The 22,934-nt window shown below is 26.9% G+C and carries 18 protein-coding genes and 1 riboswitch; of the genes, 6 read left to right on the top strand and 12 right to left on the bottom strand.

All coding sequences use genetic code 11. The annotated features are described in order from the left end of the window. Positions 1 to 74: 74 nt before the first annotated feature. The 4 genes from AZI32_RS07340 to AZI32_RS07325 all read right to left on the bottom strand — a co-directional run bounded on the left by AZI32_RS07340 (position 75) and on the right by AZI32_RS07325 (position 5,819). Positions 75 to 815, bottom strand: coding sequence for a DUF6398 domain-containing protein (locus tag AZI32_RS07340; RefSeq protein WP_061995224.1), 741 nt, complete (start codon positions 813 to 815; stop codon positions 75 to 77). Positions 816 to 1,062: 247 nt separating this feature from the next. Next, complete coding sequence (gene mprF / locus AZI32_RS07335) at positions 1,063 to 3,594, bottom strand: bifunctional lysylphosphatidylglycerol flippase/synthetase MprF (protein ID WP_061995223.1); 2,532 nt, start codon at positions 3,592 to 3,594, stop codon at positions 1,063 to 1,065. Positions 3,595 to 4,037: 443 nt separating this feature from the next. Next, positions 4,038 to 5,141 carry an HD-GYP domain-containing protein gene (locus AZI32_RS18915; protein ID WP_242865274.1) on the bottom strand — a complete coding sequence of 368 codons (1,104 nt, stop codon included), beginning with the start codon at positions 5,139 to 5,141 and terminating at the stop codon, positions 4,038 to 4,040. A 204-nt stretch (positions 5,142 to 5,345) separates the two neighbouring features. Further along, positions 5,346 to 5,819, bottom strand: coding sequence for a hypothetical protein (locus AZI32_RS07325; protein ID WP_061995222.1), 474 nt, complete (start codon positions 5,817 to 5,819; stop codon positions 5,346 to 5,348). 323 nt (positions 5,820 to 6,142) lie between these two features. Between AZI32_RS07325 and AZI32_RS07320 the strand changes: the two genes are divergently transcribed. Further along, entirely contained in the window at positions 6,143 to 8,230 is a 2,088-nt protein-coding gene (locus AZI32_RS07320) for a methyl-accepting chemotaxis protein (RefSeq protein ID WP_061995221.1), read from the top strand. Positions 8,231 to 8,309: 79 nt separating this feature from the next. On the opposite strand, the gene AZI32_RS07315 is transcribed toward AZI32_RS07320, so the two are convergent. Then, positions 8,310 to 10,325: a sodium-translocating pyrophosphatase gene (locus AZI32_RS07315; RefSeq protein WP_061995220.1), complete on the bottom strand. Its 2,016-nt coding sequence runs from the start codon at positions 10,323 to 10,325 to the stop codon at positions 8,310 to 8,312. Positions 10,326 to 10,594: 269 nt separating this feature from the next. Then, positions 10,595 to 10,797: riboswitch (cobalamin riboswitch) on the top strand. A 237-nt stretch (positions 10,798 to 11,034) separates the two neighbouring features. Here AZI32_RS07315 and AZI32_RS07310 point away from each other — a divergent pair. The 3 genes from AZI32_RS07310 to AZI32_RS07300 are packed head-to-tail and all read left to right on the top strand — an operon-like array spanning position 11,035 to position 13,892. Beyond that, positions 11,035 to 12,042: an ABC transporter substrate-binding protein gene (locus tag AZI32_RS07310; RefSeq protein WP_061995219.1), complete on the top strand. Its 1,008-nt coding sequence runs from the start codon at positions 11,035 to 11,037 to the stop codon at positions 12,040 to 12,042. A gap of 16 nt (positions 12,043 to 12,058) precedes the next feature. Next, positions 12,059 to 13,105 (top strand): iron ABC transporter permease, encoded by a 1,047-nt coding sequence (locus AZI32_RS07305; RefSeq protein ID WP_061995218.1) that lies wholly within the window; start codon positions 12,059 to 12,061, stop codon positions 13,103 to 13,105. Position 13,106: 1 nt separating this feature from the next. Continuing rightward, positions 13,107 to 13,892, top strand: coding sequence for an ABC transporter ATP-binding protein (locus tag AZI32_RS07300; protein ID WP_061995217.1), 786 nt, complete (start codon positions 13,107 to 13,109; stop codon positions 13,890 to 13,892). A gap of 41 nt (positions 13,893 to 13,933) precedes the next feature. On the opposite strand, the gene AZI32_RS07295 is transcribed toward AZI32_RS07300, so the two are convergent. Both AZI32_RS07295 and AZI32_RS07290 read right to left on the bottom strand, forming a co-directional pair. Next, positions 13,934 to 14,221 (bottom strand): DUF4491 family protein, encoded by a 288-nt coding sequence (locus AZI32_RS07295; protein ID WP_061995216.1) that lies wholly within the window; start codon positions 14,219 to 14,221, stop codon positions 13,934 to 13,936. Between the two features lie 104 nt (positions 14,222 to 14,325). Then, on the bottom strand, positions 14,326 to 14,616 hold the full coding sequence (locus tag AZI32_RS07290) for a hypothetical protein (protein ID WP_061995215.1): 291 nt from the start codon (positions 14,614 to 14,616) through the stop codon (positions 14,326 to 14,328). A gap of 287 nt (positions 14,617 to 14,903) precedes the next feature. Here AZI32_RS07290 and AZI32_RS07285 point away from each other — a divergent pair, with 287 nt between their 5' ends. After that, positions 14,904 to 15,638 (top strand): hypothetical protein, encoded by a 735-nt coding sequence (locus AZI32_RS07285; protein ID WP_061995214.1) that lies wholly within the window; start codon positions 14,904 to 14,906, stop codon positions 15,636 to 15,638. Between the two features lie 127 nt (positions 15,639 to 15,765). Here the strand turns inward: AZI32_RS07285 and AZI32_RS07280 are convergent, their stop codons facing one another. The 3 genes from AZI32_RS07280 to AZI32_RS18740 all read right to left on the bottom strand — a co-directional run bounded on the left by AZI32_RS07280 (position 15,766) and on the right by AZI32_RS18740 (position 19,755). Beyond that, positions 15,766 to 18,216 carry a M6 family metalloprotease domain-containing protein gene (locus tag AZI32_RS07280; RefSeq protein ID WP_061995213.1) on the bottom strand — a complete coding sequence of 817 codons (2,451 nt, stop codon included), beginning with the start codon at positions 18,214 to 18,216 and terminating at the stop codon, positions 15,766 to 15,768. Positions 18,217 to 18,374: 158 nt separating this feature from the next. Continuing rightward, positions 18,375 to 19,373: a leucine-rich repeat domain-containing protein gene (locus tag AZI32_RS07275; RefSeq protein ID WP_061995212.1), complete on the bottom strand. Its 999-nt coding sequence runs from the start codon at positions 19,371 to 19,373 to the stop codon at positions 18,375 to 18,377. A gap of 244 nt (positions 19,374 to 19,617) precedes the next feature. Continuing rightward, on the bottom strand, positions 19,618 to 19,755 hold the full coding sequence (locus AZI32_RS18740) for a clostri-philic family protein (protein ID WP_010295694.1): 138 nt from the start codon (positions 19,753 to 19,755) through the stop codon (positions 19,618 to 19,620). A 239-nt stretch (positions 19,756 to 19,994) separates the two neighbouring features. Here AZI32_RS18740 and AZI32_RS07270 point away from each other — a divergent pair, with 239 nt between their 5' ends. Continuing rightward, positions 19,995 to 21,413, top strand: coding sequence for an oligosaccharide flippase family protein (locus AZI32_RS07270; RefSeq protein WP_061995211.1), 1,419 nt, complete (start codon positions 19,995 to 19,997; stop codon positions 21,411 to 21,413). A gap of 138 nt (positions 21,414 to 21,551) precedes the next feature. Here the strand turns inward: AZI32_RS07270 and AZI32_RS07265 are convergent, their stop codons facing one another. Together AZI32_RS07265 and AZI32_RS07260 are read right to left on the bottom strand one after the other, a co-directional pair. Further along, positions 21,552 to 22,076 (bottom strand): GrpB family protein, encoded by a 525-nt coding sequence (locus tag AZI32_RS07265; RefSeq protein WP_061995210.1) that lies wholly within the window; start codon positions 22,074 to 22,076, stop codon positions 21,552 to 21,554. Next, positions 22,073 to 22,804, bottom strand: coding sequence for a flavodoxin family protein (locus tag AZI32_RS07260; RefSeq protein ID WP_061995209.1), 732 nt, complete (start codon positions 22,802 to 22,804; stop codon positions 22,073 to 22,075). The genes AZI32_RS07265 and AZI32_RS07260 overlap by 4 nt, the downstream gene beginning before the upstream one ends. Positions 22,805 to 22,934: the final 130 nt, after the last annotated feature.

Raw genomic sequence — 22,934 nt, 5'->3', positions numbered from 1 at the left:
CTCGCATTTGTTTATATTGCTGCTATTTTTGTTTTATCTAAATAAGTTTTAGATATTTTGTTTTCAGACACGTCCTAATTACTTTTTACAGGGAACTGAATTATTTTGCATTTTTGTCGTGAAAAATAATTTTCATCATTTAACGAAAATAAAATTTCTTCCATGTCTGATAAATTGTTTATTTTAGTAATATTATCACTATCAATTAAATCTAATTCATCTTCATCTTGAAGAATCTCTATAAGAGTATTTAAATCTAAAATCTCCTCAAGACTTTGCCCTGATAATTCCTCATCAAAAAACTTTTCATCTTTTAAATCATCACAATTAGGAATATAATCAAAAAGTTTTTTTTCTAGTGCTTTATCCTGTATATTTTTTGAAGAATATCGAATATCCGTTATAAACCCATCTAAGTTTATTAGCCAAGTTAATGGATTTTTTTCAATATTACTTGGTAGCGTCCAATTAATATCTAACAATGTAATATTTAAAATTTCACAAATTTCATTATACCTTTTTGTTACTGATGAACTTGATACATTAAATATAGAAAATAAATCTTTTACTTTCATATAGGGTTCTTCACTAGCATCAAATAAAAAATTAATTTTCCCTATAACATATACAACGGCACAAGCCCATACATTAGATTTTCCTTTTAAAATTTTTTTGCAATTTTTTCTACATAGATTTTCCCATAATTTAAAAGAAAAGTTGCTATATTCTTCATCTAAATATTTTATAGCAAATTCTTCTATAATTTTTTCTATTTCATAATATCTCTCTTCCGCCTCTTTCGGTATAACTGCCATAAAAATATCTCCTTTTAAAAATACTTCACTATAAAAATGTAAACTATTTATAAGAAAAAATCAAATATTATATTTCAAATTTAACTTAACTTATTAATTATTAATAAGTTAAAATGTTCTTTAATGACCTTTTTTACTTACACACTGCAAAAAAATTTTATATTGGATAATTTTAAAGGACACCCCTTATTTAATTATATTGCGGGATGTCCTTTTTATTAATACTTTAATATTTTTTTAATAAAACTTACTCTTCTCTCGGTGCTTCTGCTACTAACTTAGCTAAATCAACTATTATAGATGGTAAGTTAGAATTAGCTGGATACGCTAAATACCTTCCACACCATATTGGATCAAATTTTTCTTTATATTTTCTTAATCCTTTAAAACTATAAACTTTATTTCCATAAGTAAATACATATCTACCCATTCTTTCTTTTACCTTTGAATACTTGTTGACACCTACATTTGAAAGTGGCGCCATACCTAAATTAAAATATTCATATCCTTCATTTATTGCCCAATTAATAAATGAGTAGAATACAGCATCCATAGTTCCATTAGGAGGATTTGGTATTAATCTCATAAGGTCGATACCTACAGTTTTATCATCATAAACTGGCAACAATGTAGCAAACCCTATAATTTCCCCTTCATGTTTTACTACTCCTATTGGTGTTAAACTCATATATTCTTTATTAAACCAACCTAATGAAAATCCTTTTTCTTTTCTATCGCCAAGCCACTTATCAGATATTTCTTTTAGTTTATTAAAAAGCTCATCATTGAAAGGTGGATTTATCATTTCAAATTCAAAAAGTCCTTTTTCTATCCTATTTTTTATATATCTTAAATCAGCTTTCTTTTTACCATTCAAATTGAAGCCTTCCAATTTTACAAAAGCTTCTTCTCCTAACTTAAAGAAATTGTATCCATTTTCATGATATAGCGGTAAATTCTCTTCATTTATTTCATAAAATACAGGTGTCATATTATTTTTATCTGCAAAAGCTCTAAATTCACCAATAGCTTTTTTAAATAAAGTTTTATCTCCTATTGGATCACCTAATGCTATCATTTTATTATCATACATTCTAAATCCAATAATAACCTTATTATCTGCAGCATAAAATAAACTCTTATCTTTTAAAAATAATAAATGTGTTTTGCAATTACCATCATATTTTTTTAAAAACTCTTTAAGTTTTTCTAATTCATCATCATTTGCATATTCAAATTCAATTTTCTTAACAGCTAAAAAATGTATTATAAGTACAATAACTAACAAAATTAAAAAGTAACTAGTCATCATCTTAGGTGTATACATAAAGTTCTTTACCACTGGCTTATATGGTATAAATGCTAGTGAGTTATTTATAACAAAATATATAAATCCATAAAATAAGCTCATTATTAAAACTATTGAAGTGTATAAAATAGCATTTTTAATTTCAAGTGGTGAATTTTCTCTATAAAATCTATCTTTAGATAGATATAATAAAAATGCTATAACCCCTAAAAGGCTTGATGCTTCTATATTTAATCCTTTTATAAAAGACAACAATGAGCCTAGTATTAAAAGAATTATTGTTACATTGTAAGCACCTTTTACCTTATCTAATATACCTTTTGATAGTATTATTAAAATAAATCCTATACCTATAACTGTAACTTCTGAGAATTGAAGCATTGGTACACTTAAAAACTTTCTAACTATCCTAACTCTAGTAGGAAAATTTGGCAATATAGAAGAAAGTATTAAAACTATTCCACTAAAAAATATTAATCCTGATAACGCTTTTATACCAAATTCATTTATAAGTGCTAAATTATTTTTATTTTTTTTCGATCTTTTGGCATTTAATAACTCACCTACTATTAAGAACATAGATAAAAGCCATGGAATCAAGTAATAGAATATTCTAAAAAGTAACATACCTACTATTATTCCTGAACTACTTATATTAAATAATTTAAAACCATAAATACAAGCTAAATCAAATGAACCTATACCTCCAGGTATAAAACTACAAACACCTATTGTAATTGCTAAGGAAAATACTGCTAAACTTTCAAAATAAGATGCTTCAGGTGCAAAGTAATGTATTAGCCCTGCAAAAAATATTCCTGCAACTATCCATTCTAAAACTGCTACTAAAACCATTTTTACTTTGCTTTTTAATGGCATAGTTATAGCTATGCTATCCTTAAACTTATCTCTTATATATGGAATTTTATCAATACTTAAATATAGTGGTATATATAATGATATTAATATGGCTAAAATAACATAAAATTTATTATCTAGCTTTACTATAAAATTAAAATTTAACAATATAAGACCTGAAAGTCCTGTAAGAGTTGTCATCCATATAGTGAAGGTCATATTAACAGCTTCTTTTGTTGATACACCTTCTTTTTTATAAAATGCAGTTCTTAACCCACCACCAGCTACTCCACCAGCTCCAATGAAATTATTAGTAGTATTTGACATCCAAGAAATTTTAAATATTTTCTTTTTATTTACATCTATATTTAATTCTTTACATAAAACTAAATCATATAATGTAGTAACAGCTACTGCTATAAGTCCCATTATGAAGACTACTAAAATTGTTGAGTTTTTTTCTTGCTTTAAAATATGTAACGCTTCAATAAGGTTTAAATTTTTCAGTTCTCCTTTTAATGCAAACAATACTAAAGCTAATACTAAAAAACCTATTACCGCTTTTAAAACAGTAATCTTAGATTTTTCCCAAGTTTCTCTATATTTGTCCAAAAAAATTTCACCCCTAATTCTAAAATATACACATTCATGTATATCAAATAATAATTTAAATTTAAAATATATTACTATAAATATATTATGATAATAAATATACTATCATATTCACATATACATTTAAGTTACAAAAGTGTAATATCTGTATTAAATTAGATTACATTTCTGTAATTTATGTTTCCAAATTGGTAATTCTAAATATATTTTAATAAAAGTAAAAATTATATGCTTATCTATTGCAGATTTCAAATGTGTATTAATGCCTATATACAGTATATATATATTGTATATATTAGTCAACTTAACTTTTTCTTACATATTTCTCATGAAAACTTAAATTAATTTCCCTATTAACGTTAAATATTTAATCTTACTTATAAAAAAAAGACTTTCTAATTAATTTTAGAAAATCCATTCATAATATATTTTTTTAATAAACTTTATCTAGTACTGCTCTCATTGATTATGATTCTATTTATATTTAAATTAGTATCTTTTTTTAAATCTTTAAACCCATCTTTACATAATATTAAGGGTTTAGTAATATTATGTAAATCCATTTGAACTACTTTAGCTATTTCACCGTTACTAAGTTCTATATATTCTCCTATATAGTAATTACTTATATTATTTATAAATATTTCACATAAACCATAATCAAGTTTTGCTATGCTTTCCTCCTGTATTATTTTTAATGCCGTAAAAGGGTCTCTTCTTTTCTTATATATTCTATTAGAATTTATAGCATCAAAAACATCAGCTATAGCTATTATTTTTGCAAAACTATGAATTTTATTACCTTTTATACCTAAAGGATACCCCGAACCATCTATTCTTTCATGATGCATTAATATCCCAAACTTTATATCATCCTTTAAATAAGGCATATCTTTTACCAAATTATAAGATTCTATTGGATGGTTTTTAATAATTTTCACTTCTTTACTTGTAAGATTATCTTTTTTTAGAAGAAGATTTTGATCTAATGTATATTTACCATAATCATGAAGCATAGCAGCTCTCATAAGTAATATTAAGTCAGTATCATTAAGATTCATCCACTTGCCTAAAAGTAGCGATAATAATGTTACATTTACAGAATGTGTAAATATGCTATCTTCTCCACTCCCATTTAATAATATGTTTTTAACCATAATCCGTGGTGAATTTAATTCTTCTAATATTTTTTTACAAAATATAGTTACATCACTTATATTATTTTTATTAGCAAAGTTTAAAGTATTAAATATATTTGTCAATCTATTAGAATATATTTTTATATTTTTTTCTGCCTCTTTCAAACTTTCATTTTCTTTTATAATATCTTTTTCATCTAATTTATAAAAATCTTTAATAAAACTCTTTTCTGTTTTAATTAATATAGGGTTTTCCATATAGACTTCTTTTAATTTTTTATATATTTCCTCTGTTATTTTAGTTCCCTTTTTAACTAAAACCATGTCATCAATTATTATATCTTCTTTAATAAAACCATCTAATTTAATTTTATTTTTGTTATCTTGCAAATCCTCAGTATTACTCATATTCTCCCCCCCATATCTATATTAACTTTATAGCATATTAAAGATATTTATACAATTATTTATATGTATCAAATTTCAACAAAATATGAACATAATTATAATACTTCTTTTTAATAAAAGTTGTTATATAGAATACAAAAAAACTGTATCAAAGCAAAAATAAAACTTGCTTTTGATACAGTTTCTATTAATTAAATTTATAAACTACATTCCAACAGATATCTTAAATAATTCATTTTCCTTATCTTCAATATATTTACATAAATCTTTGAAATCTTGAAGCCAATGAATTTTTGAAAGCTCTCTTAAGTCTATAACTACGCCTGTTGACTTATGTCTTATAAATTCCATATTGTATATTGGTGTAACTACAAACCCATTTTTACAATCATATATGCAAGATTCAAATTTATCCCAATTGTTTTCAAAATATTTCGTCTTAGCAAAACATAATCTATATAAATGAAAAACCATTCCTAATGTAGATGATTTTTTTGCAAACTTATGGCTAAAGCATTCTTGTACAGGGTATTTTTCTTGCACTCTCTCCCAATATAATCTTTTATTGGTCCTTAACCCGTACTTATCTATTACTTTACACTTTTCTTCCCCTAATTCCTCTCTCATAATTTTTTCTCTTTCAGTGTCGTCTAATGTCCTTAATAAATCATTGTTCAAAGCGAAAACCTCCTAAAAGAAATTAAGAATAATCTTTTCTTATCTTAATATTAATAATATTCTAACAATTTTTCCAATAGCAAGTATCTATAGTTACACATTGAACTATCCGATTATTAAATATATAAATCAATAGCAACAAAATTTTCATTTTTAAATACAATTATATCATTTTTTGTATTATTATATAATTATTTGACTTTTTATAGTATTATAAACTTATATTTAACTTTTAATATATGTTAAATATAATTTATATTACATAATTTAAACTCTTATTTTAACTTAATTAAAATTAAACTTTAATATTGGAGGAGAACGTTATGAAATCTTTTTTTCCTAAAATTTTTATGTATAAAAATAACGGTGATTTAAAAAAGAAAAGCATAAAAAATCAAATACTTTTATTACTTTTACCATTAACTATCGGTGCTATGATAGTTATGGTAGGTATATCTTATACCACTGCTCAAAAAATTTTATTTTCTGAAATTGATGAAAAAATGTCTTATCAAACTAATTCTACAATAGAATTTATTAGCAAACTTTTAGATAGACATGGCCAAATTGCAAAAACATTAGCAAGTTCCATTAAATCATTTAATGGAGACATAAGTCAAAGTAATTCTGAAAACCTAGTCAAATCATTTATAGAAACTAATAATGAAACCTTTGGTTCAGGTATATTTTATGAACCGTACTTAATAGATAAAAACACTAAATTTTTATCACATTATGGTTATAAGAAAGATGGCCAAGTTCTTTACACAAATGTATATTCCAAAGATGACTATACAAAAGACTACTGGTATAAACTAGGTGCTAGTTCTAAAGAAGATTTAATGTGGTGTGAGCCATATTTAGATGAATATACTAATGTTACTATGTTAACATCTGTATGTCCTATTTTACAAAACAATAAGCTTTTAGGTGTGGCAACTGCTGACATTGACCTATCTACCATTCAAAAAACTATAGCAGAAATTAAAGTAGGAAAGTTAGGAAGAGCATTCTTGTTAACATCAGATGGTACTTATATAGCAGATAAAGATTCATCAAAGGTTTTGAAAATGAATATTAAAGAGGATTCTAACGATAGCCTTAAGACAATTAGTACTAACATATTATCTTCTGAATCTGGTAAATCTTCATTTAAAGATGATAATGGAACAAATATAACATTTTTCTCTACTATTCCTGAAACCAATTGGAAACTTGTTATGTGTATACCAGAATCGGAACTTTTAAATCCACTAAGAGTTTTAGCCTTTAAAATATTTGTAACTATGCTTTTTGTTATAATTTTAGTAACTATATGTATAACTAAATTAGCTAATAATCTAAAAGTAAGAATATCTAAGGTTAATTCTTTAGCTGAGGCTATTGCAAATGGTGATTTAACTTATAGAATAGACGTAACATATAATGATGAATTAGGTGAGATGGCAAATCATCTTAATAAAATGGGTGATAACTTAAAAACTGTAATCGAAAAAGTATCTATTGGCCTTGAACAGGTTGTTTCTACTTCTGAAGAACTAACTGCTAGCGCTAATGAAACTAAAGAAGCTGCTAATCAGATTTCTATATCTATTCAAGATGTTGCTAATGGTGCTGAAATGCAATCTACATCTTTTATTGAAGCTTCTAAAGAAGGTGAAAAACTTCACCATAGAGTTTCTGATATATCTTCATCTATTTCTTCTGTAAGTGCTGCTTCTAACCTTGCCTATGATAAAGCATTAAGTGGTAATAATGTAGTTACTTCAACCATAACTCATATGAAAGACATTAATACCAAGGTATCTTCTTCAGCTCAAATTGTTAATTCTCTTAATGAAAAGTCAATTGAAATTGGTAATATATTATCTTTAATTTCTAATATAGCATCCCAAACTAATCTTTTGGCTTTAAATGCCGCTATTGAAGCTGCGAGAGCTGAAGAAAAAGGAAAGGGCTTTGCTGTAGTTGCTGATGAAATACGAAAACTTGCTGAACAATCTTCAGATGCAGCTAAAAATATTTCTGTTATAATAAATGAAGTTCAAAATGAAATACAAAATGCTTCATTATCAATGAATGAAGGATGCAAGTTTGTAGATGAGGGCATGACTATGGTTTTTGAGGCTGGAAGCTCCTTTGAAAACATTCTACAGGAAGTTAAATCTATTTCCGAAAGCGTAAATGATTTATCTTCTGTTATGGATAAGGTTTTATCAAGTAGTACTATTATGGTACAATCTGTTATTAATTCTTCAGAAATTTCTACTACAACTTCTGCTAATACTCAGAATGTAGCCGCCTCTAGTGAAGAACAAACTGCTCTTATGAATGAAGTTTCTAATGCTTCAGAACATCTATCTCAAATGGCATGTGAACTTCAATTAGAAATTTCTAAGTTTGTACTTTAAATACTAAAAATTATATCAATAAAAAAGACAGGTTTAATTTATTATCAAAACCTGTCTCTTGTTTTAATCAAAACTAATATTATTTTAAAAGTATTCCACCATAATTACTTATAACCACTGCAAATACTACAGAAACTATTGTCATAAGTTTTATTAAGATATTCATAGATGGTCCAGAAGTATCTTTAAATGGGTCTCCAACTGTATCCCCTACAACTGCTGCTTTATGAGAATCACTTCCTTTTCCACCATAAGCTCCACCTTCAATATATTTTTTAGCATTATCCCATGCACCACCGGCATTAGACATAAACATTGCAACCATAACACCAGTTCCTAGAGCTCCTGCAATTGTCCCAGCAAGTGCTTCCACTCCTAACAAGAATCCAACTACTAGTGGTATAGCTATTGCTAAAATACCTGGAAGCAACATTTCCTTCAATGCTGCATCTGTTGAAATTTCAACACACTTTGCATAATCTGGCTTTTCAGTTCCTTCCATTATTCCCTTTTTCTCTTTAAATTGACGTCTAACTTCTTCAACCATTTTAGTTGCAGACTTTCCTACTGCTTCCATAGTTAATGCAGCAAATAAAAATGGCACCATACACCCTACTAAAAGCCCTGTAAGTGTCAATGGATTTAATAAATTTATACTTTCCAGATTAACAGCTTGAGCATAAGATGCAAACAAAGCTAGCGCTGTTAGTGCTGCTGAACCAATAGCAAAACCTTTGCCAATTGCTGCAGTAGTATTTCCAACTGAATCTAATTTATCAGTAATTTCTCTAACTTCCTTTGGCATATCAGCCATTTGTGCAATTCCACCAGCATTATCTGCAATTGGACCATATGCATCTACAGAAATGACCATGCCTGATGTTGCAAGCATTCCTACTGCTGCTAATGCAATTCCATATAAACCTAAACTTGCATCTTCTGCACCACCTATTAAAAAGTATGATAGTAATACTCCTAATGCAATTATTAAAATAGGTACAACTGTAGATTTCATTCCAATAGCAAGACCAGAAATTATATTTGTAGCTGCTCCTGTTTGAGACTCCTCTGCAATAGTTTTTACTGGCTTATAATTATCTGATGTGTAATACTCTGTAATTTTACCTATGAAAACCCCAACTAATATTCCAACTAAAACAGATATAAATGGTTTTATAGTATTTAAAATAGTTTTACTTAAAATCAAAGAAAATATTATCATAAGTACTACAGATACATATAATCCTAAATTCAATGTTTTCTGTGGATCTTTTCCTTTAGAATATCTAACTATAAATATAGCAATTATTGATGCTATTATACCAGCAACAGATACATACATTGGAAACATAACAGCATTTTTTCCTAGTGATGCACTTGCTGCAACTCCAAGAGTTAATGCAGATATTAAAGAACCAACATAAGATTCAAACAGGTCTGCTCCCATTCCTGCTATATCACCTACATTGTCACCTACATTATCAGCTATAACAGCAGGATTTCTTGGGTCATCTTCCGGAATTCCAACTTCTACCTTTCCAACAAGGTCAGCACCTACATCTGCAGCTTTAGTATATATTCCTCCACCTACACGTGCAAAAAGAGCTATAGATGATGCACCTAATCCAAAACCTGTGATATATTCTATTTCTAGGTTGAAAATCAAAGATAATATTGCAAGACCTAAAACCCCAAGTCCTACAACTGAAAGTCCCATAACTGTTCCCCCAGAAAAAGCTACCGATAAAGCATCTTCCTTTCCTTTAGTAGCAGCTTGTGCAGTTCGTACATTAGCTTTTACTCCTACCTTCATACCTGCATATCCAGCAGCAATTGAAAATAGTGCACCTAATACAAAACTTATAGCTGTTTTTATATGAAGAAATACTGCAATAGCAATAGCTACCACTAATATAAATATCCCCAAATATCTATATTCCTTCTTCAAAAATGCCATTGCACCTTCGCTTATATGCCCTGCAATCTCCTCCATTTTTTTATTTCCCACTTCTTTTTTTGAAATTTCTTTTGATATAAACATTGCAAAAAGTAAAGTTAACACTGATACTATTATTGCAAAAAATAAAAAAGACATAAAATACCCCCTTTAAGTACCATATTTCCATAAAACTATTACTAATAGATTTCATAGTAACTATTACTATTTTCTATAACTATATATTCTTCTTTTTGAAGTTTTCCCCTCTAACATTTCTATAAACTTTTTGTAAACTTTTACACTAAATGTAATGACATTTTACAACATATTTTTTCAAAATTAAGTTTAAATTTTCTGAATATTATTATTTTCTATTTATTATGTTATAATCATGTGGAGCTAATTTCTATATTATATTAAAAATTGAATATTTTTAACTTTTTGGTTTAAATGTGATTAATTTCATTTTATTAAAAGGGAAAAGAGTTTAAATCTCTTACGGTCCAGCCACTGTAATGAAGAGCAAATTTTTATTATACCACTGCAAATTATAAATTTAAGTTTGTGGGAAGGTGAACATTTGTGATGAATCTAAGTCAGGAGACCTGCCAATAAGTTCTAAAGTTGCTTACTAGGATAGGTTAATTTTAATTAAATTTACTACATTACATAATTAGTTGTATGTTTTAAAGTTATTTATTACAGTATCTTATTCTAGGATACTGTTTTTTGTTATAGATTTATTATAATTATTAAATTAAATAATAAAATAAATTTAAAATATTTTTATTATTCTAATTATTGCGCTTATAAATATTAAAATATTTATATATATTAATAAAAAGATTATTTAGGGGGATTTTTTATGAGAAAACAAAAAATTTATTCATTAATTTTAGCAGTATCATTAACTGCATCAATTCTTTCAGGCTGTGGTAATACAAATAAAATCTCAAGAGAGGTTTCTTCAAATTCTGCTTCTGAGCAAGAAAATTACAAAGAAGTTACTGTAAACAATGACTTACCTTCTGGTAAAGAAGATGAAACTTTTTCTACTGCACCTAAAAAAGCTGTTACACTAAGTGGTTTTACAACAGAAATGCTACTTGCATTAGGTCTTGAGGATTCTATAGCAGGATATTCATTTCAAGACAATGAAGTACTACCTGAATATAAAGATGCACATTCCAAACTTAACAAGTTGTCTGATTTAATGCCATCTAAAGAAACATTATTAGGTGTTGAACCTGATTTCATAACTGGATGGATGTCTACTTTTACTGAAAATAATTTTAATAATAAATTTTGCAAAGAAAATAATGTAAAAATTTATGTTCCAAAATGTGAAAGTCCTAATGCAACAATGGAAACTGTCTATGAAGATTTTACTAATCTTGGGAAAATATTTAATGTAGAAAAAAATTCAGAAGATGTTATATCTAAAATGAAAAAGGATATTGAAACTATATCTTCTAAAATATCAAAAGATATAAACCCAGTTAAAGCATTTGTATATGATTCTGGCACAGATAGTCCTTTTACTGCATGTAATGGTCTACCTACAGATTTGATAAGGCTTGCTGGTGGTGAAAATATATTTAAAGATGGAGAAAAACCTTGGGCTAAAGTAACTTGGGAAGAAGTTGTTAAACGAAACCCTGAGCAAATAATAGTAATGCAATATAATGCAGCTGATGATGTTGAAGAAAAAATAAACTTTTTAAAAAATCATGATGCATTAAAAGATGTAGATGCTATAAAAAACAATAAAATATTTGTCTTAGAACTTTCAGAAGTAGTTGCTGGTGTTAGAAATCCTGGTGCTATAAAAACTATGGCTGAAAATTTCCATCCTGAAATATTCAAAAAATAAATTGGAGCGTTTTAAAATGAAAAAATTAAAAACAAACATATATATTATCTACATAGCATTAATATTATTTTTAGTATTTTCTATAATAGTTGCTATTAATGTTGGTTCAGTAGATGTGAGCAGTTCTGAACTTTTAAAAATTATAATTAATAAAACATCCGGAAATGATGTCTTTGAGAAAACATGGTCAAGTTCTGTAGAAAATATAATTTGGCAGTTACGATTACCTCGAACTCTTCTTGCTGGAATTGTTGGTGCCGGTCTTGCTCTTTCTGGAGTATTAATGCAAGCTTTAACAAAAAATGTTCTTGCTGATCCATATATACTTGGTATTTCCTCCGGTGCATCCACCGGTGCAGTTATAAGTATATTACTTGGAAGTAGCCTAGCTATACCTTTTATGTCTATCCATATAGGTGCATTTATAGGTGCATTATTATCTTCAATATTAGTATTCGTACTTTCAAGTAAAAAAGGTAAATTTTCATCTTCAAGTTTAGTTCTAACAGGAGTTGCTGTGGCATCAGTATTCTCTGCAATAACAAATTTTATTATATTCAAAGCAGAAGATGTAAGAAAATTATATTCAGTGATGTTTTGGATGACTGGGTCTCTTGCTGGATCTAAATGGGATGATGTACCTTTAGCGTTTTTAGTGCTTATAATTTCATCTGTTATATCTTTAGTTATTCATAAAACTCTTGATGCAATGCTGCTAGGTGAAGATGCTGCTATAACTTTAGGTGTTAATATTAAACTTTTTAAAAAAATAATAATTGTAACAAGTACATTACTTACTGGAATTATGGTTTCTTTAAGTGGAATTATAGGCTTTGTTGGTCTTATCATTCCTCATATTTGCAGAACAATTGCAGGTTCTGTACATAAAAAGCTTATTCCTTTAACAGTTCTTTTAGGTTCACTATTTTTAATATGGTCTGACATATTTGGTAGAATGATAGGTTCAACTGAAGAACTTCCTATAGGCGTTGTTACCGCAATCATCGGTGCTCCATTCTTCCTATGGTTATTAAGAAAAAGTAAGTATTCTTTTGGAGGTTAAAATGACTAAGCTATATGTTAAGAATTTAAATTATAAACACATATTAAAAGATATAAGTCTTGAAATATCTAAGGGAGATTTTGTAGGAATCATAGGTCCAAATGGTAGTGGAAAATCGACTTTACTTAAAAATATATATAGAGTTTTCACTCCAGATAGTGGTGAGGTTTTACTTAACAATAAAAACATAAAAAAATTATCTCATAAAGATATTGCAAAAGATATGTCAGTAGTGGCACAAGAAAATAGACCAGAGTTTGACTTTAATGTGCTTGACATGGTGCTTATTGGAAGATTTGCACATAAAGGTTTATTTGAAGATAATACAAAATCAGATATTTCTTTTGCAGAAAGCTGTCTTGAAAAGGTTGGAATGCTTAAATTTAAAGATAGAAGTTTTTCAAATTTATCTGGTGGTGAAAAGCAAAGAGTTTTAATTGCCAGAGCTCTTGCACAGCAAAGTGACTTTATGATTTTAGATGAACCAACCAACCATTTAGATATTGGATACCAACTTCAAATAATGGATATTATAAAAGCTCAAAATCTAACAGTATTTTCAGCAATACATGATTTAAATATAGCATGCTACTATTGTGATAAAATTTTTGTTATGAAAGATGGTGTTATATTAGATTTTGGAAGTCCTGAAGACGTATTAAATGAAAAAATAGTTAAAGAACTTTTTGGACTTAATTGTAGTATTGAAAAAAGTTCTGCTACTAATAAATTGAATATAACCTATATTCCTAATTCTTTCAAAAATGAAAAATTACAAGTTATTTAGTAAAAGCCTGTGATAATTAAAATCACAGGCTTTTTATACAATTAATACTTTCTTTTAGGATTTTTAGGAAACCAGCCTTTTTTCACTCTCTCTTCTTGTTCAATTATTTCATGAATACTCCAAAGACATGAAAAACCTGTTACCCCTAATATTGATGCAATAATATTGTTTTTAACTATTACAGATATTCCTATAAAAATTAATCCTAATATGAAAAACATTGGCCATATCTTTTTACCAAAATAATATTCACCCTTAATGACTATTGGATGAAATACCCCAATGATAAAAAAAGCCATTAGTCCAATCATAATACCTTGAAAATTCAAAATCATACCACCTCATAAATTTTTAATACATACTCTAAAATTTTGAGCATACTTTGTAAGTAAACTTAGCAAAAACATTCTTTTAAAATACTTACCTCTATTAACTATACTCCTAAAACAAGTGTTCCTATAATCCAATATATTACCCACCAAAATAATAATATTGCATTAATTATTATTAGAAAAACTGCTAACTTAGTTTTATGTCTTATGATTCCTATTATTGAAAATACCCCTCCAATAAACGCAAAAATACTTGGACCAATAAGAATTAAAATTCCTTCCAGCACCGTTGCATGAGTTGGTATAAATTGAACAAATTCATTTACTAAAACTAAGAAAGACAATACCAAAATACCTAAAGACCACTTGGTAAATATACTTTCATCCTTCATCTCAATCTCCCTGTTAATTCATATAATAATCTAATTATATCATATTTAACTTTTCAAAATAAATTTTTGATTCCATTTATTATACTTATATTTCTAGAAAACATTGTTAATATCTTTTAAATTTATAATTTATTTTTAATTTAAGGTAACTTACATAAAAAACTCTATTTTTTGTTATTTTTCTTATATATCCTATATCTATTTTATTTCATGCTTTTTACTTATATGTTATAATCTTTTATAAATGTTGTTTTATTTACAATTTTAAACATGGGGGTTTTTATATTATGAACACAATTAATTTAAATTTTGACTGTAAAGTATTAGACGGGAATAATCCAGAGTTAGTTTTTGGTGCAGCTGAATGTCTTGCAGAAACTTTTGCTGGAGTAAAGATAGGTAAATTTACTATCTGTGAGCCTATGGCTAAAATATGTAAATTATCTAAAGAAGATATGATGGAATTCACTACAAATTATATAAAAGATATTGTAAATGATGGTTTATGTGTGGTGGCAGTAGATAATGATACTAATAAAGTTCTTGGAGCTATGGCTTGTGAAAATTACAATCCTAGTAGGAAAGCTTCTTTTGAAGTAAAAAATGAATCAATAAACAATATATTTAGTTTTCTTGGAGAATTAGACAAACAATTTTTCACAATTGTAGAAAAAAGATTTGGAAGAAAAATAAGAAAAAATGAATATGTCCGTGGTTCTATGCTAGGAGTTAGAACAGAATTTAACAAAAAATATGTTGCACAAAACATGCTTTCACTTGTAATGGATCAATGCGCAGAAAAGGGCTTTAAAGCATTTTTTGTTGAAGCAACAAACTTTAGATCTCAAAAGTTTAATGACCTTTACGGCTTTTATACTGCTAAAGACTTACAAGGTAAACCTATATCTAAAAAATATTGCGACCATAAAATATTCCACCAAATTCCTGAAGATGTTGCTTTAGAATGTTTACTTATGATAAAACCTGTTGAAAATGCTGTTGTACAAGCATTATGCGTATAGATTATACTAATTATTTTCTATTCTAAGCATACATAAATAATATGACCCCTAAAAATACATAAAGGGGTCATATTATTTTAAATTATCAATTTTTATAATTAAATTATCAGCTCATAAATGTTTTTATCTAATAGACTATTGACCAAAGTGCTAAAGTTATTTCTGGTTCCCAACTAACTATAGCTCTATGAGCTTGACGACACTTATATTTATTTCCTTTATAAGTAACTAAGTCACCTACTTTATAAGTTGTTCCTGGCTTCCATTCGCTAACTTTCTCAGTATCTGTACCGCCAGTTTGTTTTTTAACTATCAGTGTTCCTTCTTTAAGAGTTGTTTTTTGACCATCTTCTTCTGTTGCAATTATTTTGTATGAGTAATTATAATCAGCCCAAGCTGAGCAATACAATTTAAGTTTAAATGCCCCTTGAGATAAATCATATCCTACATATTTTTTTTGAGTATCGTTTAGAGCACTAAGCTCAGCATCTATATATTTTCCACCATTTACATATAACTCTATATTAGTTATCTTTTTACCACTTACACATTCACCTGTTATTTCCATGTCACCTGTTATTGTTTTAGTATCATCAAAATTAACTGCATATTTAAGTGGTAACTTTTCTATTTCATCTTCTGAAGTCTTTTCAAGTCCAGTATTAGTGATTTTATAAGTTATACTGCTACCTTTTTCTAATTGTAATTTGTTTTCTGTATTTGTTATTAGTAGTCTATTATCCGGTTCTCTATGCTTAACTGTAATATAATCACCTATTTGAATAGGAATATCTTCAACTAAGGCTTCATTTACTTCATTTCCAGTAAAATCTTTTGTATAAACAGTATTTCCTTCACTATCCCTAATTAGAAGTGATGCATAACTATCTTCAAAATAGTAATGTGGCATAATTCCTTTAATATCAAATTTTGCATTTTTATTAGCTAAGTCCAAACCTAATTCTCCAAAAACTTTATCTGCATAACCTTTAAAAGTAAAATTAAATTTTTCACCTAAATAAGCGGTTTCTTTGTTATCCCCATCGCCAGTTTCTCCATTTATAACAACATTAAAGTTAGCAGTATCTCCTGATACATTTACATTTTGTAAACTTATTCCGCTATCCATTCCATTAGATAAAAATAATTCATTGGAATTAATGTTTATCTTTGTATAACCTAAAGCTGCTTTAGATAAATCTCCAACTGCATTTAAAGTTCCATATGGTCTATATAGATATACTTCATCATTACCACTTGCATTACCTCTTCCTTGAAAAGCTGTGTTTATTCTATATACTAATAAACCTTCTCCTGGTAAATTCGATTCATATAATCTTTCTTTTTTTCTATATTCTACTACAAAATATTCTTTATTTGAATTTGGTGATTTAATAATATAGCTGTTATTATTGGAGTTACCTATTTTAGATACTGAATATTTTCCTGGTTTATTTATTTCCTGTATATTATCCATCCACTTACCATAATACATTTTCATGTATGTTCCCATTGATTGAGGAATAGATTTAGTTTGATCCATTACATCCCATGGTCCAACAGCAACTTTACCATCATAATTATAATGATAAAGATCTGGTGCTCCTAATGTATGAAACATCTCATGGCTTAAAACACCAATACCATTATCTCCAATGAAATCTTCTAATTGAAAATTGTAAGTATCTATTTTTTTACCATTTATTCTTGCATCTTGATAAAACATATTCCATTTATGAGGCCATAAAAGTGATGACCATCCAGTTGTTGCACCCTTTATAATAAAACAAACATTATCAACCTTACCATCATTGTCTGAATCCACATTTAAATCTTGTGGAATTTGATTTTTAACAGAATCAACTGCATTTTTAAGTAATGTTTGTTCTCTCATTCCTCTTTCATTGTCTGGAACATTTGCATAATAACTTCTTGGATGACTATCAGTATAACTTAAAACTTTATCACCCTGAGGTTTTGGATAAAAAGTTGTATTAATATCTAATTTATTATAAGACGCTTCTTTATAATAATTATTTAAGGATGCTTGATTTTCCGAGTTAAATTGTCTATCATATGTGGAAAAATTTCTTGTTATTTCATATTGATCACTAAATTTTATGAAAATAACTATATTATTAAGCTTTCCAATATTTTTTGTACTTTTAGTTGAAACATTTGCATTAAGCATCTCTCTTTGTTTTTCAATTTCATCTTTTGGATATTCCACATCATTTATATTAATTCTGCTATCATTTTCAATATATTGCAAACTTTCAGTTTTTTCTTTAGTTACCCGTTCTCTTGATGGTAATATTTCATCCTTTACATATTTTCCATAAACATAATATCCTGTCTTTTCATCTTTAAGTATTGCTCTTCCCTTTACATCATGCAAATAGTTGTAAAACTCATCTCCTGATGCATAACACTGAATAACTTGTCCATCAGGTTGTGTTAAATTTACCTGTGCATCCTTCATTGGTGCCGCATTAACTTGTGGCTGGCTTGTCCCTAAAATGCTAGCCATTGCAACTAAAGTTGCTAATCCTAGCTTAGATAAAAACCCTTTTTTCATTTTTAATCCCCCTTTTTAGTTCATCACATTTATAACCATACTAAACCTCCCATTTTTTAACGTGGTATAACTGTGAATACTTATTTATTAAACATTATAACTAATCATTTGTAATTGACTTGCTATAATAAATTAAACTAGTAGTGTTTAAATTTTTCTTATATCGAAAAATCTGGATCGACTAAATTTTGATATATATCTTCTAGTAAGCTATAGCTTGATATATTATTTTTATCTAACCTTAGAAATTTCAGTTTTTTCAAGTCACTTATAGCTGATATATCGCATATTTTGTTACTATCTAATCCTAAACTAATTATTTTACTTTTAGCTGAAAGTATAGAAATGTCATTTATTTTATTATTGCTAGCCCAAAGCCCTGTGATTTCATTCATATTCTCAATTCCTTCTAAAGAAGATATATCATTATTACAAATATTAAGTTCTTTAATACCTTTAATAGTTTTTAATGGTTTTATATTACTAATTTTATTATTGCTAACATCTAAATTAGTTAAATTAACTAATTTTGAAAGGGAATTTATATCAGTTATGTTGTTGTTTGATACATAAAGTTCTTTTAAATTTAATAGGTTTTCAATTCCTTCTAGAGTAGTTATTTCATTGCTACTTATATCTAATCTTTCTAGCTTTTTCAAATCCTTAATTATTGATATATCTTTTAAGCTACAATCTATAACTTCTAAATTTTTAAGATTTTTTAATGTTGATATGACTTTAAGATCATTTATATTGCAATGCACTATTTTTAAAACTGTGATGTTATTTTTTTCATTTAACTGATTTATATCTTCTATTCCACTATCAATTATTTCTAATGATGATATTTCATCTAAATTTTTTATATCATTTAAACTCTTAATATTGTCATTTTTAATAACTGTGCTCTTTGCTTCTTCATTCACTTCCTCAGTATTTTGAAATTCACTTTCTGACTGTTCTTCTTTAATTTCAGGATTATTTTTAGAAGTCTCCTTTTCATTTTTTTTATTATTTTTACCTAAATTTTGTTCTAATTCTACCCTTTGGCTAGGCTCTGTTTTACTACTTTCTTTTCCTTGATTACATTTATATACTACAACTATAGCGATACTTATAATTGCACACATCATTATAACTATTGTACTTTTTTTCATCCCTTCACCCCCTATTTTTATATTTTTCTCCCTTTTATTTTTTGTTATCGTTAGAATCACCTAACACTTTACATTTTTTAAACATATTTTTGAAATAATGTATATTTTTATAGAATATTGTTGAATTTTATCCTTAACTTAATTCTAAATGTATGAATATTATTTTATTTTTATTATGAAAGTTATAGTATATTTTTTGCAAAAAAAATAAATGCAGTGCCATACTTAAGCACTGCATTTTTTGTTAATCTACAGGTTTTCCTTCAAAATTTGTGTATTCTGTAGGATTCTTTTCATCGCCTCTGTTATTTTGATTTTTATGTAGTCTTTGTCTTCTTTCTCCCTTTTGTGGAGAATTATTAGTTTTATTACTTTTAGACATATTATTCACTCCTTATCTTTTATAATAAATGATAAAAATTTAAATTAAATTAAATCCACTTTAAAATACTACATTAAATATTCTATCTAAAAAATTCAAAATAATTCCCTTTTAAAAGTTCCTTTATTTTCATATATAATTTTATTCATAATAAAACCCTACTTAGATACTATATTTGATTCTTTTTCTTCTTTATGCAATAATATTGTTAATTTTATTTTTGTATGAGAGGTATATATATGGCTTTACTAAGAAAATTATTAGGCTTTTCTGTAGGAACTGTTATTGTTACTATACTAGGTCTTATTTCAGCACCAATTATAACTAGAATTATTGATACTACTAACATGGGGCATTTGGCTATGTTTAATACCACCTTTAATTTAATTTTAGGTTTTGTATTATTAGGTTTAAATCATGCCTATGTTAGATATTATTCGGAAGAAGAACCAGCACAAAGGTCTGAGCTGCTGAAAATTTGTTTGAAAACCCCGCTAAAAGCAAATTTAGCAATTAGTATAATTCTCTTAATATTTTACAAACCACTTTCCTTATGGATGGTAAAAAAACAATCACTATTTATAATAGTTTTATTAATAATATACTTATTTTTCGGAATATTATCTACTTTTGCGCTACTAGAAGTAAGGATGAGGCAAAAATCTAAGGTATATTCATTTTTAACTGTAATTTTAAAAATCTCTTATTTACTACTTGTTGTTATTTTTTTCTTTATATATAAAAACAATTATTTAACTGTTGTACTTGCCACAGTAATTTCACAAGTAATACTTACTCTAATTGCTTTATTTATTGAAAAAGATGTTTGGTTTAAAAAATCCATTACTATAAATTCTATTGATAAAAATAAACTAGCTAAATATGGAGCTCCATTTATATTTTCTCAAACTGTTACATCGCTTTTTCAATCAATAGATAAAATTTGTATTGATGCATTCACTAATTCAACGCAAGTAGGTTTATATAGCGGTGCTACACTTCTTATTGTTCCTTTAACTTTAATTCAAGGTACTTTTAATACTTTTTGGACTCCTGTTGCATATGAAAAATACAATGAAAATCCAAATAATACGGACTTTTTTTCAAATATGAACAAAGTAGTATCATTTTCTATGCTAGTTATTTCTATATTAATTATTGCATTTAAAGATTTTATAATATTGTTTTTAGGAAAAGATTATAAAGATGCTGTTTTTATTTTTCCATTCTTAGTTTTTATGCCTATAATGAACTGTATTTCAGAAACTACAGTTGTAGGAATTAATTTTAAAAAGAAAACTAAAAATCATATATATATTTCATTAGTTGCAGCAATATCTAATACTATAGGGAACCTTATATTAGTACCTATATATGGAGCAAAGGGTGCTGCAATATCAACAGGCCTATCCTATATAATATTTTTTATAGCAAGAACATATTTTTCAAATAAATATTATAAGGTAAACTACAATCTAAAAAGATTTTTTATATCTATAGTATCTATTTATATATTAGCTATATACTCTAGCTTTTATAAATTTAATACAACTATAGCTATTCTTTCATTAATATCTTTATCTATAGTAACAATTTTATATAAAGATGTTGTTTATTTTTTAGTTAAAAATATTAAGAACATAAAAATAAGAAAGTAGCTTGAATTCTTATCAAACTACTTTCTTTTCATCTTTAAATACTATGAAAGATTACATACATCTATCACAAGGATCAAACTTTCCACTTTCTTGAATACTTCCTTTGCATATATAAATAAAAATGAGATAGATTTTTATTTATAATTCTTTTTTAGCCTTTATAATAGTATTTTTAATAAAATTACTTTTCCCCTCAGTATAATTATTTCTATCATCCTTATATTTTTCAGCCAACATTTTCTTTAAATTACAATATTCTTTTGCAACTTCGTCATGGTTTATTAAGTAGTCTCTAAACAGTATCTTATTATTCCATTCCTCACTATTCCACTGAACAATATGTATATGATGAGTTCTACTATTTTCAGTTCCTCTTACAAAAAAACATCTCTCATTATTAGAAGCCTCAGGTCTATAAATATATCCACTTTCCTCTAAAATTTTAATAATATTAGGTAACTCCTTAAAATCTTTTATTCCTATAAGTATATCAATAATAGGTTTAGAAGTAATATTAGATATAGCTGTACTTCCAATATGCTGTATATCTACAACATATTTTTTAATTTTTGATAATATTATTTTTTCTTCTATATCATATAATTGTTTCCATTCACTTTTATAATTACTTAACTCCACAGCTCCCCTTTTTAACCCAATCATCTTCTACTCCTTTTCCAAGGTCTATTTCCTTGTAACCATCCATTTTCTCTCCAATATTCTTTATCTGGATTACCATCTGGACAACTATTGATAAATCTTTTAAATACATTAAATAATATTTTTGTTTGTACCGGAATATACTTTTGTTTACAGTTCATTGATTTATAAAAAGCATATGATTTCTTTTTTAAAATTTTTTCGTATTTATTCTGTTTTCTAATAGCCATTTCACTCCATTCTTTGGCCCAAAGATTAAATCCACATTTATATATTTTAGGAATTCCCCAAAATCTCAAACTTCTAGCTATTGGTCTTATAGAATGTTTCGTCCCTGCCCCAGCTGTTGTCGAAATTATAAAAGCTGACTTTGAAAACATTTCTTTTAAAGGCCTATGTGGCATAAAAATACATGCAAAATGATCTAAAAACCCTTTAATTTGTCCACTTTCACTAAGAGAATAAACTGGAGATGCTATAATAATTCCATCTGACTTTTTAAGAGCATCTAAAATAGGATGTGTATATTTACTATGAGGACAAAATTCTCCACCAAAACTTCCTTCTTCAAAACATCTAAAACAGCCGCAACAAAACAATGGTAAATCCTTTGGCAAATAAAAATGAAAAAACTCATTATTTTCAATAGAATTTAACTTTTTTTCTACTATTTCAATAGTTTTTTCAGTATTTCCTTTTCTTTGACTTCCATGTATTATAGTTATCTTCAAAACTTATTTCCTCCTATAAATAATTAGCCTTATTCTAATGTATTAATCTTAAAATTTATAATAAGCTTAATCATACTATTTTAGGTATATACTTAATTTTATATAATTTTATGATCAATAAAAGATTTAC

The organism is Clostridium sp. ATCC 25772 (assembly GCF_001573875.1).
GTDB classification, from domain to species: domain Bacteria; phylum Bacillota; class Clostridia; order Clostridiales; family Clostridiaceae; genus Clostridium_J; species Clostridium_J senegalense.
Note: the sequence above shows the minus strand (reverse complement) of the source record. Positions and strands in the feature narration are given on the sequence as shown.